At 30.4% G+C, this 12,563-nt stretch carries 13 protein-coding genes; 4 read left to right on the forward strand and 9 right to left on the reverse strand.

Annotated features, from left to right (window positions below):
• The first annotated feature begins 52 nt into the window (after nucleotides 1–52).
• Nucleotides 53–961 carry a site-specific tyrosine recombinase XerD gene (xerD, locus tag G8C43_RS00320; RefSeq protein ID WP_166003264.1) on the forward strand — a complete coding sequence of 303 codons (909 nt, stop codon included), beginning with the start codon at nucleotides 53–55 and terminating at the stop codon, nucleotides 959–961.
• Between the two features lie 33 nt (nucleotides 962–994).
• A complete protein-coding gene (locus G8C43_RS00325) occupies nucleotides 995–1,483 on the forward strand; it encodes a YkgJ family cysteine cluster protein (protein WP_166003266.1) in 489 nt (162 codons plus the stop codon).
• A 2-nt stretch (nucleotides 1,484–1,485) separates the two neighbouring features.
• On the opposite strand, the gene G8C43_RS00330 is transcribed toward G8C43_RS00325, so the two are convergent.
• Genes G8C43_RS00330 through G8C43_RS00345 form a run of 4 tightly spaced genes read right to left on the reverse strand, consistent with a single transcriptional unit; the run spans nucleotide 1,486 to nucleotide 4,936 of the window.
• Nucleotides 1,486–1,917 carry a hypothetical protein gene (locus tag G8C43_RS00330; protein ID WP_105297028.1) on the reverse strand — a complete coding sequence of 144 codons (432 nt, stop codon included), beginning with the start codon at nucleotides 1,915–1,917 and terminating at the stop codon, nucleotides 1,486–1,488.
• Nucleotides 1,918–1,923: 6 nt separating this feature from the next.
• On the reverse strand, nucleotides 1,924–2,301 hold the full coding sequence (locus G8C43_RS00335) for a RidA family protein (protein ID WP_221411581.1): 378 nt from the start codon (nucleotides 2,299–2,301) through the stop codon (nucleotides 1,924–1,926).
• A 23-nt stretch (nucleotides 2,302–2,324) separates the two neighbouring features.
• Entirely contained in the window at nucleotides 2,325–4,394 is a 2,070-nt protein-coding gene (locus G8C43_RS00340) for a putative LPS assembly protein LptD (protein ID WP_166003270.1), read from the reverse strand.
• Nucleotides 4,391–4,936, reverse strand: coding sequence for a hypothetical protein (locus G8C43_RS00345; protein ID WP_166003272.1), 546 nt, complete (start codon nucleotides 4,934–4,936; stop codon nucleotides 4,391–4,393). The genes G8C43_RS00340 and G8C43_RS00345 overlap by 4 nt, the downstream gene beginning before the upstream one ends.
• A 22-nt stretch (nucleotides 4,937–4,958) precedes the next feature.
• Here G8C43_RS00345 and G8C43_RS00350 point away from each other — a divergent pair, with 22 nt between their 5' ends.
• Both G8C43_RS00350 and G8C43_RS00355 read left to right on the forward strand, forming a co-directional pair.
• Nucleotides 4,959–6,245, forward strand: coding sequence for an N-acetylmuramoyl-L-alanine amidase (locus G8C43_RS00350; protein ID WP_166003274.1), 1,287 nt, complete (start codon nucleotides 4,959–4,961; stop codon nucleotides 6,243–6,245).
• A 430-nt stretch (nucleotides 6,246–6,675) separates the two neighbouring features.
• On the forward strand, nucleotides 6,676–7,518 hold the full coding sequence (locus G8C43_RS00355) for a glycosyltransferase (protein ID WP_166003275.1): 843 nt from the start codon (nucleotides 6,676–6,678) through the stop codon (nucleotides 7,516–7,518).
• A 48-nt stretch (nucleotides 7,519–7,566) separates the two neighbouring features.
• On the opposite strand, the gene asnB is transcribed toward G8C43_RS00355, so the two are convergent.
• From asnB to rlmH, 5 genes are all read right to left on the reverse strand, one after another.
• Nucleotides 7,567–9,231 (reverse strand): asparagine synthase B, encoded by a 1,665-nt coding sequence (gene asnB, locus G8C43_RS00360; RefSeq protein ID WP_166003277.1) that lies wholly within the window; start codon nucleotides 9,229–9,231, stop codon nucleotides 7,567–7,569.
• A gap of 228 nt (nucleotides 9,232–9,459) precedes the next feature.
• Nucleotides 9,460–10,404, reverse strand: coding sequence for an MBL fold metallo-hydrolase (locus tag G8C43_RS00365; RefSeq protein ID WP_166003279.1), 945 nt, complete (start codon nucleotides 10,402–10,404; stop codon nucleotides 9,460–9,462).
• Between the two features lie 162 nt (nucleotides 10,405–10,566).
• Nucleotides 10,567–11,139: an RdgB/HAM1 family non-canonical purine NTP pyrophosphatase gene (gene rdgB / locus G8C43_RS00370; protein ID WP_105297087.1), complete on the reverse strand. Its 573-nt coding sequence runs from the start codon at nucleotides 11,137–11,139 to the stop codon at nucleotides 10,567–10,569.
• Complete coding sequence (locus tag G8C43_RS00375) at nucleotides 11,124–11,933, reverse strand: CPBP family intramembrane glutamic endopeptidase (protein WP_166003282.1); 810 nt, start codon at nucleotides 11,931–11,933, stop codon at nucleotides 11,124–11,126. Before G8C43_RS00375 ends, rdgB begins: the two co-directional genes overlap by 16 nt.
• On the reverse strand, nucleotides 11,926–12,399 hold the full coding sequence (gene rlmH, locus G8C43_RS00380) for a 23S rRNA (pseudouridine(1915)-N(3))-methyltransferase RlmH (protein WP_166003284.1): 474 nt from the start codon (nucleotides 12,397–12,399) through the stop codon (nucleotides 11,926–11,928). Before rlmH ends, G8C43_RS00375 begins: the two co-directional genes overlap by 8 nt.
• Between the last annotated feature and the right edge of the window lie 164 nt (nucleotides 12,400–12,563).

Genomic DNA, 12,563 nt, shown 5'->3' on the forward strand with positions numbered 1-12,563 from the left:
TTAGGTTGATTATTTATTAAAGATATTTTTATAAAATTTTAATTTTGTTATCATGGAGTGGAACTTAGCATTAAATAATTTTCAAGAATATTTATTATTAGAAAAAGGCCTTTCTCAAAATACACAATTAGCTTATATAAGAGATATTAAAAAACTAATAAAATTTACCGAACATTATACGTCCATTACCCCATATACTATAGATAGATTTTTAATTCAAGATTTTATTTATGATTTTGCAAAAAAATCTTCCTCAGCCAAGTCTCAAGCACGAGTAATATCATCATTAAAATCGTTTTTTAAATTTTTGCAAATAGAAGAAAAAAGGCAAGATAATCCGGCAGAATTGCTCGAAAGTCCTAAAATTGGACTATATCTTCCCGACGTGCTAAGCCATGAAGAAGTATTAACTATAATACAGTCAATAGACTTATCCCAATCAGAAGGAGAGAGAAACCGTACCATTATTGAAACATTATATGGATGTGGCCTTCGTGTTTCAGAATTAATTAATTTACGACTTTCCGATTTATATTTAGATGAAAATTTTATTAGAGTTATCGGAAAAGGGAATAAACAAAGATTAGTACCTGTATCGGATTGGACGATTAAATATATAAATCTTTATAAAGACTCAACTCGTATTCATTTAAACCCGAAACCTAAATGTGAAGATATACTTTTTCTAAATAGAAGAGGAGGGCAGCTAACACGTGAAATGATTTTTATAATAATAAAAAATATTGCAGAAAAGGCCGGAATCAAAAAGAAAGTTTCCCCCCATACATTCAGGCATTCTTTTGCAACGGTATTACTGAAAAATGGTGCCGATTTACGTTCAATTCAGCAAATGCTGGGACATGAAAGTATTACCACAACAGAAATATATACCCATTTAGATAATCAACAACTAAGAGATACGATAGAAAAATATCATCCTTTTTCAATTAAAAAGGGCTAATATTTTAAATTAAATAATATACACAAAAGTTTAATGAATTTAGATAAATACAAAAACGAAGCATTAAAAAAAACTTCAGAACACAAAAAATATTTAGAAAAACTCAAAAATAAGAAGCCCAAAAAATTGGATCAAGAATTAATCGAAATTCATGATAAAGTTTTCTCACGTATAGATTGCCTACAATGTGCTAATTGTTGCAAAACTACCGGACCTTTGTTTTTGGAAAAAGACATCGAAAGAATATCTAAATATTTACGAATGAAACCGATTGATTTTATAGATCAATATTTGTATAAAGATGAAGATAATGACTGGATTTTTAAACAATTGCCTTGTCCGTTTTTAGACAGTTCCAATTATTGTTCCATCTATGAAGTACGTCCGAAAGCATGTAAAGAATATCCCCATACGGATCGTAAAAAATTCTATCAGATTAATAAATTAACCTTAAAAAATACAGTCATATGTCCGGCTGCTTACGAAGTAGTGGAGCTGTTGATGAAAACTATACGAATGTAGAATTACTTGTTTTTTTGTGAATCTATTATTTTTTTATTTTGTAACCATTCCACTATTTTAGCCCCCAGCCAAGAGAATGGAAAAAATATAAAAAACATACTTATTATATACCAGGTGGGATGTCCTTTAAATGTAAAAACAGAAATAATAGCAGTTAGTAAAAGTATAAATCCGATCAACATAGCATAAGCAGTTTTTGCTGTTTTTACTAATAAAGCGCAAACTATACCTCCTAAGAGAGAACCAATCCCGGAAGAAATTAATAAAGCTATAAAGAATTCGCCTTTAGCAGTACGAACAATGGATCTCCAATATTCTATAGGAAGACCTTTATAATTATAAGGTATCCAATAAGAATTTATCATAACAGAAAGAGTAATTATTGTAATGGCTACTAAAAGCCCGGATATAACTGCAAGAGTATTTCTTATCATTTCGTTTTATAATTCTGTAGCAATAACTGAAATTTCAATTAAAACATTTTTGGGTAAGGCTGAGACTTGTACACATTCACGGGCCGGATACGCATCAGAAAAATAAGAAGCATATATTTCATTAACCGTGGCAAAATCAGATAAATTTTGAAGAAAGATGGTAGTTTTAACCAAATTATTCCAATTTAAATTAGCTTCACTTAAAATTGCTTCAATATTTTTCATAACCTGATGAGTTTGATCCTCAATGGAAGCAGGAATTTCACCGGTTTGCGGATTTACCGGTATTTGTCCGGAAACAAATAAAAAGTTGTTAACCTTAATCGCTTGAGAATAAGGTCCAATAGCTGCAGGAGCTTTTTCAGTATTAATTATTTTTTTAATCATGAATTAAATATACAAATTTTTTAAAAACTTGCATTGTCATTGAAATTTTTAGCCTCGTATTTTACCGCATCTTTTAATATGGCTGCTTTTACTCCTATATAAAAACTCCATGTCTTGTTATAACTTGAAGAAATGGGAACCCAATTAAAATTAATATTAAAACTTCTCAAATCTCTCATAAATCCTAGTCGAGTGTATCCGAATTCTTTACTTTCCAAATCGTAATTAGTAGATGCAGTAATCTTCCAATACGGAGAAGGGGAGATTTCTCCCGAAAGATTTACCGTAGCAGTAACATTAGTATTTCTATTATATTCTTTCGTAGAAGCATAATTCAATCCTACGTCCAATTTCCAAGGCATATCGAAATGGGCGTAATTTTCATCATCAAAGTAGTATTTTTCATATCTAACTGTTCCTTGCTTCTTATATTTAATTACTTTTTTTTCACCGAATAATGATTCATCCAAAGAAAAGTTCAATCCCATCGTATAACTGGCAATAGTAAAATATCCAAACTTATCAATAGCATGACCTACTGTTGATTCGGGAGTATCAAATACTATTTTATAAGGATTTACCCTCATGGCATAATTAACACGTAATTTAGAATTAAATAAAGAAGATGAACCCGAAGCATTAATAGGACTCCATTTCAAAGAATCTGCAGCAAAATTATAAGATGTATTGATATTTAAAGATTCGAATATTTTTATCTTTTTAAAACCGCTGGATTCTTTTTTATTTCTAACCTTCATTTCAAGATTGTTAGCAAGGGAAATATTTATGGCACTGTTTTCATAATTGGAAGGATTACCCATGACATTTCCTTCAAAATAAGAATATTTTACTTTCTTTCCATCTTTATCTGTGTACGTACCGTAATATCCCCAAGAATCTTTAGAGAAGTCAGGCATAAAACCATAGCTGATCGTAGGAGATATCATATGACGGATTGCCTGAATCATACTTTCTTTTTTAAAGTTGGCGATACCATACAAAGTCGTTGTTAAATTAAGGGACCCGTCAAAAGTTCGGAAAGTTTTAAATCCATCTTTATTAAATGTTTCAACCTTATCCGTAGAAGCATTATAGTCCCTTCTTATAGTCTTTGTAGTCCAGATTTCTCGATAATTACCATTGATACCTAATTGAAAATAATTAAAAAGTGTGGAAGTAGTACCAAAACTGGTGGAATTTTTCATTCCGTTATTAGAGTTTTTAAACATTTTTGATGTAAACATATCGTCAGTAGTCGTATTCAATGAATTTTGAAGATTCATTTTATAATCCATATAGATATTGTGCCAAATGGTTTTCTTAGGTCCTGATTTAGGTTTAAAAGGATAAATTTGAGGCATCGTAACCGTTAGATTAGGAAGTACCATGGTTACATCGCCGGTTGAAATATTTTGCGAAGCGGAGGTATTAAGTGAAATAGTTAAGGGATTATTATTAAATCTTTTAACCAAAGAAATTGATGATGAAGTCTGATTATTATTTACATTACCATGTAAAGCATTTTGATTATATATGCTGTTGTTATAGTAATTCTGACTCATAAAATTTACCGATGCGTTAAAAGATAAATTCGGATTGGCTTTGGCATCTTGTAAATGAGACCAGGTAATACGATAATTTTCAATTTCAGAATAATCATCCAGTCCTTTGGTGCTGTTTATATTTTTTTCATAAATAAAATTTAAATTACCGGAATATTTGTAACGATTCAAATATCTTAATCGATTATCGATCATCCAGCTTCCTTTAGTATAAAATCCAAAACGGCTTTCTAAGTCCAAATATTCACCAATGGGAACATAAATTCCCCATCTTTCTAAATAAAATCCTTTATTTTGCCGTTCACCGAACGTTCCGATTAAAATTCCCGCTTGTCTGTTGCTGCCGGTAGAAGGCAAATATAAAAAGGGTAAAATGAATGGAGTCGGGACTTGCTCAATATACATCGTGGTAGGTCCTGCAATGATGGTTTTTTGATTTTTACCGGTAATAACTTTCATTTTATTGGTCGATAAACCATAATCAGGAATAGAATCTTTTTTTGCTTTAAAATATTCATCCGTAGTCATAAATCCCCCCTCATATAATATTCTTCATCATTCATTCTTTTGGCTTTCTTAGCAATAATTGCCATTTCATCTTCTTCCGTTCGAATATTAAAAGCCGTACCCTGTTTAGTATTCATATTAAATTGGGCTTCTGTATATTCATACTCTTTTCCTCCCTGAATAAATTTTATATTATCAATAATTCGTCCTAAACTGTCCACTTTTCCACGAGCTAAAATGTCTCCGGTATTCCAATCCATAACAATATAATCTGCCTTAATGGTCATATCCTGATAGCTGACTTGTGCATTATGGATCAGATAGGTTAATTTTTTTGAAAAAACATTACGAATTTCATCCCCTTTAGTGTCCACAATATTTTCAAGCTTTTCTTTATTGACTGATATAGAATCAGTAGGGATTTTTACAGTGTCAGAAAGGGTTTTAACTCTTTTTTCCTGTGCTAAGAGAATGTTAAAAATTAGAAAAAATAAATAAAGTATATTATATTTGAAACTTGAATTGATCAAAGCATATAAATTCAGAAAAAATTTTGCTGTCAAAATTAATCAAAAAAAAGAATTAATGAGAGTTTTAACAATATTTAACTTAAAAAATATACTACTAATAACTTTAATTTTTTTCACCGGCTCTTTATCTTCACAAAAAAAAGATTTTACCTTAGTTTTGGATGCCGGACATGGCGGGCATGATAATGGTGCCAGAGGAGCCTATGCCAATGAAAAAGATGTAAATCTTTCATTGGTTTTAAAAGTTGGAGCCATGATTGAAAATAATAATAAAGATGTAGAAGTTATTTATACTCGAAAGACAGATGAATTTATTCCATTAATGACCCGCGCAGATATTGCCAATAAAGGAAAAGCCAACTTATTTATTTCCATACACTGTAATTCAAGCCCTAAAAGTGCCCCGTACGGTACGGAAACCTTTGTACTGGGAGCTCATCGAAATAGAGATAATTTTGATGTTGCAAAAAGGGAAAATGAGGTTATTTATATGGAAAAAGATTATCAAACGACTTATGAAGGATTCAACCCCTCATCACCCGAATCGGTAATAGGCCTCACATTGATGCAAAACATATACTTAGAAAACAGTTTAAAAATGGCCAGCTATGTGGAAAATAATTTTAAAAAAGAAAATCGATTTTCCAGAGGAGTAAAACAAGCCGGTTTTTTGGTGTTAGTTCAAACAGCCATGCCTTCAGTATTAATTGAAACCGGTTTCATCTCTAATCCTCAAGAAGGACAATATTTAGCTTCAGAAGATGGACAAAATACTATAGCTAAAGATATTTACGAAGCTTTTTTAAGCTATAAAAAAGAATACGATAAAAAATCAGAGAAAAAAGCGGAGGAAGAAATTCAACAAGTTGTTGAAAATCCGGTGGACAGTAACTTATCACTAAAGGTACAATTCTTAGCATCATTCAACAGATACAGTCCTAATTCCTTGCAACTTAGAGGTATGAAAAATGTTGAAATTGTAAAATCAAACGGTAAGTATATATATTATGCAGGAAGTACCAATTTACGATCTGAAAGTGAAGCGACATTAAAAATTGCCAAAGAAGCCGGGTATACAGATGCTTCTATAGTTGAATTTAATGAAAAAGAAGTGGTAACCGGTCTATACTATACCATTGAATTATTTGTATCACCTAAAAAATACAGAGAAAGAGATGCTATTTTCAGGGGATTAAATAATGTAATAAGACAAAAAACGGATAACAATTTATACATATATACCAGCGGGAAAGTGAGTAATTACGATTCAGCCAAAAAATTATTGGAAATCTATAAAAAAATAGGATTTTCAGATGCTATCATTTCGAAAACTTTATCGTAATTTAAATCAGTATATTAAATAAGATATAAATTTTTTCTACTCATAAATTCATGACATGAGTTAAAAAATATCCATTATAATAAATGTCTAAAGTTTCCCAATAGATCCCGTTTATTGAGCTTATTAATAACTATTTAAATTTATAAAAAAATTGATCAAATTTCTTAAAAACCAAGCCTTGTCAAATTGTTCATTCAACCCATTTTTTAAATAAAGCTCAGTTCCGATTATCCATATTTTACCAATTGCAAAACCAAAAAGATAGTATAAAGTATATGAATCAATTGTAAAAATATGCATACGTATATTGTATTTAAAACTAATAAAATTAAGGGTCACTAAAACAGATAATTTATCATCATGGTAATGATCTTAATTTTATTTTTTTGGAATATAAAATTCAATCCCATAAAAAAATTACTTTTGTAATATGAAAGAAAATCCTATTTTATCTATAGTTGTTCCGGTTTTTAATTCAGGAATTTATTTGAAGGAAACTATTAAAAGTATTGAAGAGGTAAATTTTTCATATCCTTATGAAGTCATACTAGTAAATGACGGATCAACAGATTCGGAGACTTTAAAAATATTGGAAGATTACAAAGAAAAATATACAATTATAAATCAAGAAAATGGTGGAGTAGCCAGGGCAAGAAATACGGGTATTGAAAATGCAAAAGGTCAATATATATTACCTTTCGATTCTGACGATATAATGAATGGAAATTATTATGATCAAGCCTTACATAAGATTATTCATGTTCCAACTATTGACATTCTCTATGGAGATTATATAATTTTCGGAAGTGAGAACAGGTATAATAAATCAGGAAAATATAACCGTTTACGGTTAATAAATAGCGGATGTTTTTTACCCAACTCAAGTATCTATAAAAAAAAGGTATGGGAGGATAATGGAGGCTATGATGTAACTTTGTCGTATGCAGAAGATTGGGATTTCTGGTCAAGAGCTGCAGTTAAAAATTATAGCTTTTATTATTTTAATCAACCCTTATACAAATATAGAAGAATTTATGATGGAAAATCATTAAGTCAAAGCAAGGTAACCAATTATAATGAAGCCATTAAAACTTTAAAAAGTAAGATTCCTGCTTCTGTGTTTAATCAAGAAACCATAAGTGATTATGTTGTACAATCTGTAAGAGAAAATAGAAAATTAAAGATAAAACTTTTTTTACGCATTTTTTTTCCAAAAATATTTAATTATCTAAAAAAGAAAAACTTATTTCCAAATGGGATAGTAGTAGAATAGAATGGCTTTTATTATTAATAATAAAAGCCATGAAAGAGAAATTTTGACCTAAATAGCATCAGTATGCACCGTTTTTACGGCTCTACCTGATGGATCAGGGTTATTTTTAAATGCTTCATCCCATTCTAAAGCCACGGCAGAACTACAGGCTACAGAAGGTACAGAAGGAACCGTTTGTGCTGCTGCCTGAGAAGGGAAATGTTCTTCAAATATGCTTCTGAACCAATATTCTTCTTTTGACATTGGTGGATTAATTGGAAAGCGTTCGGATGCTCTTTCCATTTGTTTATCAGAAACTTTTTTATCAGCCGTTTCTTTTAATGTATCAATCCAGGAATAACCCACTCCGTCAGAGAATTGTTCTTTTTGTCTCCAAGCAACTTCTTCAGGTAAATAATCTTCAAATGCCTCTCTTAAAATATGCTTTTCAATTTTTCCGTTTCCGCACATTTTATCTTTAGGATTTAAAGTCATGGCAATATCCATGAACTCTCTGTCCAAGAAAGGAACCCGCCCTTCAACGCCCCAAGCCATTAAGGATTTATTAGCACGAAGACAGTCGTAAAGGTGGAGTTTATCTAATTTTCTAACGGTTTCTTCATGAAATGCTTGAGCATCAGGTGCTTTGTGGAAATATAAATATCCGCCGAAAAGTTCATCGGATCCTTCTCCCGATAATACCATTTTTACTCCCATGGATTTTATATATCTGGCTAATAAGTACATGGGGGTAGAAGCTCGAACCGTTGTAACATCATAGGTTTCAATATGATAAATGACATCACTGATCGCATCTAAAGCTTCTTCAATAGTAAAATGAATTTCATGATGTACGGTCCCGATATGGTCTGCCACTTTTCTGGCTGCCAACAAATCCGGAGCACCTTTCAGTCCGACAGCAAAAGAATGCAGTTGAGGCCACCAAGCATCCGAATTATTGTTATCTTCCACTCTTTTACTTGCATATTTTTTTGCAATAGCTGAAATAATGGATGAGTCTAATCCACCGGATAGAAGAACACCGTAAGGAACATCAGACATCAACTGTCTGTGTACAGAATCTTCTAATCCTTTTCTTAATTTTTGAATGTCAGAAATGTTGTCTTTCACAGAATCAAAATTCATCCAATCTCTATGATACCAAGTTTTTATTTCACCGTCCGGACTGTATAAGTATTTTCCGGGTTCAAATTCTTTGATATCCGGACAAACTCCTTCCAACGATTTGAGTTCACTGGCTACATAAAATTGCCCTTTTTCATCATATCCCATATATAAAGGAATGATTCCCATATGATCCCTGCCAACTAAATAAGCATCTTTTTCTTGATCATATAAAACGAAGGCATAAATTCCTGTAATATCTTCAAATAATTTAACCCCTTTTTCTTTATATAAAGCTAAAATAACTTCACAGTCAGATAAAGTTTGGAAATCGTATTTTCCTTCAAATTTCTTTCTAATTTCTTTATGATTGTAAATTTCACCGTTTACGGCTAATATCAATTTTTTATCGCTGCAATATAAGGGTTGACCACCGGAAGCAATATCAACGATGGATAATCTTTCATGAGCAAGGATTGCATTTTTATCGCAATGGATTCCGGACCAATCCGGACCTCTATGACGAATTTTTTTTGCCATTTTTAAAGCCTGAGGCCTTAATGTTTCACCGGCTTCTTTTAAATCGAAAATTCCTACAAATCCACACATTTTTTTTGTTTATTAATTTTTGTAAAATTAAAGTAAATTAGCTTAAATGTAAATATAATTTGTAATTTTTATTTTTAAAATAAATTTATTTATTGGTTTTAATTTATTTTATAAACTTTTTGACGGTAAAACACAAAATTAAGTTTAGATTAAGAATGTGAAATGTTTGAAATAATAAACTGTAAAAATTTTTTTCAGAAAGATGTAAGAGGTTCTTATTTTTATCAACTATTTCAAAATGATACGCTCTCCTTGTTGAGGAAATATATAATTGATAGAATATGGATTATTGTTTACTAATTGTTCCTTAATTATTTGTTCATGATTTCCTTTAGGTTTGATATGGGTAACAATAATTGTTAGCTTTTTCATATTTTTTTTTCCTACTAATTGATCTAATTTTTTCATTTCTTCATTTAGTAAGTTGGGCGTTAAATGACCAAACAATAATTCTTCAGGTTGAGAATTAGGAAAAGAAACTTCAATCAGAAAGGTTTTTAACTTTCCTGATTTAATTTTAGGAGCCATAAGGTTCCAAATTTTTTTGAGTTTATCGGATTTTTCAATTCTGTCTGCTCCGGTATCGCCAAAATATAAAACTGCTTGGGTATTATTTTCCACTAAAATGGCGGAGCTTTTAAGAGGTTTTACATGACTTAATTCATAAACCGTACCCGTTAAATGGGTATTAAGAATAGGAAATGCATTTCCTATTTCTGTGTACACATATTGATATTTATTTAGAATCGGACTTTCGCCTTCATTGGCAAAATTGATCCAAGCAGCATTGGTAAAATATTTATATTTTAAAACTTCAATGGTTTCCTTACTTGCATAAATTGGCTTGGAGGAATCTTCGGGAGAGTTAATCAACATTCCTGATAAATGGTCTAAATGGCCATGAGATATAAAATATCCTTTGATGTTATCTTTTAATACATTTTCAATTGTAGTATTGGTAAAGGTGCCTTTTTCAATTGCCTTATTAATACCACTATAAATAGTTCCGGCATCCAAAGCTAAATAATTGGATGTTTTTTCTTCAGCAATTAGATAAGAAGAAAGATTACTTTCGTCACTTCCTCCGTAAACTCCTAATGGAACGATCTCTAAATTCTGAGCCGAGGTAATTATAGATACCGCAAGACATATTTTTAGAAAATATTTTTTCATGATCCAACTTTTTTAAATCAAATTAAAATTGATATATTTTTTCATAAGACTCGTGCATCTTTCCATTAATGGAAAGATCAACATAAGTTAAGAAAATGAAATTCTGTAATTGCTAAAATTAAAGTAAAAAAATATAACAGATCATTTATAATATGAAGTTAACTAATATAACTTTAAAAAATTGGTAAATCTTCGTAAAGCAATAGCTCTGTGACTTATCATATTCTTTTCTTTAGGTGAAAATTCTGCGAAACTTTTCAAATATCCGTCAGGAATGAAGATCGGATCATATCCGAACCCACCATCACCTTTAATTTCAGTAGTAATAGTACCAAAAATTTTACCTTCAAAATATTTAACTTCTTCATTATTTACCCAACAGATTACGCTTATAAAATATGCTTTTCTATTGGTACTATTTTGCATACTTTTTAGCACTTTAGAAATATTATCATCAAAAGATCCGGTTCCTGCATAACGCGCAGAATAGATTCCGGGTTCTCCATTTAATGCTTCAACTACTAATCCGCTGTCATCAGCAAAACAAGGTATATGAGTTAAATCATATCCGAATTTAGCTTTAATAAAAGCATTTTCACGGAAAGTGGTACCTGTTTCTTCAATTTCGCCTTCAAAATTATAATCAGCAAAGGTTTTAAGTTGAAAATTTTCGGGTAAAATTTCAATTATTTCAGCTTTTTTATGTTCGTTTTGTGTAGCTAATAGGATTTCCATGATTGATTTTTTGTTAATTTCATATAAATGCATCCAAATATAGCTATTATAATAATACCAACAATGAACAGAGTAAAATTACTAAAACCTAATTCGGGTGATTCCAATGATTTATATCGTATAAAAAATATAAAACCTATCGTATTATTAATGCAATGAAGTAGTGTGCATGTAAGTAGGGAACCTGTTTTGTAGAAAGTAATTCCCAAGACAATACCGGCTAAAATTCCACCAACTACCTGCCACGGAAATATATGAATTCCTCCAAAAATTAAGGCTGATATTAATATAGCTTTTTGTGGTTTAATTTGATTATTGAGCATTCCCTTTAAAATAAATCCCCTAAAAAATAATTCTTCAAAAATTGGAGCAACGATACATACCGATATAAAGGTAATTATAGGATAATTACCGGCATTACCCAATAAGGCATACGACATGGTTTTATACATTTTTTCGAATATTCCGCCTTGAGTAGGTATTAATCCGGTTAAAAATTCTGAAACTAAATATTGTCCAAAAAATAACAAAAGGGCAATTGGGAAGAGTTTACTATTCTTTAGAGAGTAACTGATTATAAAACGTTCTTTTCTGGGTTTCAATCCCACCAAATAATAGACTAAATAAACAATTAGATAATTTCCAATAGTTAGAATCGGGGTAAAAACGTAGGGATTAGTATGTAGTTTTTTAGCTAGAATTGAAAACAGAGGACTTAGTACTAAAGCTCCCAAAAAAAATAAAATAAGAGCTAAAACTATGTCATACCATTTTAATTTAAGATAATTATTCATTGTGATAAGGTTTTCCTTGTAAAATACTGAAGCCGCGATATAATTGCTCAACGAAAAACAGACGCACCATCTGATGCGTAAACGTCATTTTGGATAAAGCTAGTTTTTGAGGATTTAGATTATAAATTTTGTCAGAAAATCCAAAAGCTCCTCCAATACAAAAAACTAAATGTTTAACAGAATTATTCATTTGCTTTTCCAGAAATGATGAAAATTCAGTCGAAGTAAACTCTTTGCCTTTTTCATCTAAAATTATGAGTGTATCTCCCGAATCCAAAAAAGAAAGAATGGACTCTGCTTCCGCATTTTTTAATTCATTTTCTGATAGATTTTTGGAATTTTTTACATCCGGCAATTCTTTACGTTCAAATTTTATGAAAGCGGGTAAGCGTTTTTCTAAATTTTCCATTAGAATTACTAATTCTTTAGAATTGGTTTTGCCAATCGATAATAATGTAATTTTCATGCCACATTAATAACTGCAAAAATAGAAGATTATTTATAAATAAAGTCTTCATATTGTTGGACCCGTTTTAAAAAAAATATAGTAATAAAATACTTACTCATTTCTAAATAATATAAGTTCTAAACATTTAAAATTAAATTTAGTTTATGAATACTCTTTTGTAA

It is taken from the genome of Apibacter sp. B2966, assembly GCF_011082485.1.
GTDB lineage: Bacteria > Bacteroidota > Bacteroidia > Flavobacteriales > Weeksellaceae > Apibacter.

What these genes read in the sequence shown, in the direction of transcription:
- G8C43_RS00375 (WP_166003282.1), bottom strand. Translation starts at nt 11,933, where the DNA reads ATGAATAATTATCTTAAATTAAAATGGTATGACATAGTTTTAGCTCTT.
- rdgB (WP_105297087.1), bottom strand. Translation starts at nt 11,139, where the DNA reads ATGGAAATCCTATTAGCTACACAAAACGAACATAAAAAAGCTGAAATA.
- asnB (WP_166003277.1), bottom strand. Translation starts at nt 9,231, where the DNA reads ATGTGTGGATTTGTAGGAATTTTCGATTTAAAAGAAGCCGGTGAAACA.
- G8C43_RS00325 (WP_166003266.1), top strand. Translation starts at nt 995, where the DNA reads ATGAATTTAGATAAATACAAAAACGAAGCATTAAAAAAAACTTCAGAA.
- G8C43_RS00340 (WP_166003270.1), bottom strand. Translation starts at nt 4,394, where the DNA reads ATGACTACGGATGAATATTTTAAAGCAAAAAAAGATTCTATTCCTGAT.
- rlmH (WP_166003284.1), bottom strand. Translation starts at nt 12,399, where the DNA reads ATGAAAATTACATTATTATCGATTGGCAAAACCAATTCTAAAGAATTA.
- xerD (WP_166003264.1), top strand. Translation starts at nt 53, where the DNA reads ATGGAGTGGAACTTAGCATTAAATAATTTTCAAGAATATTTATTATTA.
- G8C43_RS00365 (WP_166003279.1), bottom strand. Translation starts at nt 10,404, where the DNA reads ATGAAAAAATATTTTCTAAAAATATGTCTTGCGGTATCTATAATTACC.
- G8C43_RS00330 (WP_105297028.1), bottom strand. Translation starts at nt 1,917, where the DNA reads ATGATAAGAAATACTCTTGCAGTTATATCCGGGCTTTTAGTAGCCATT.
- G8C43_RS00350 (WP_166003274.1), top strand. Translation starts at nt 4,959, where the DNA reads ATGAGAGTTTTAACAATATTTAACTTAAAAAATATACTACTAATAACT.
- G8C43_RS00355 (WP_166003275.1), top strand. Translation starts at nt 6,676, where the DNA reads ATGAAAGAAAATCCTATTTTATCTATAGTTGTTCCGGTTTTTAATTCA.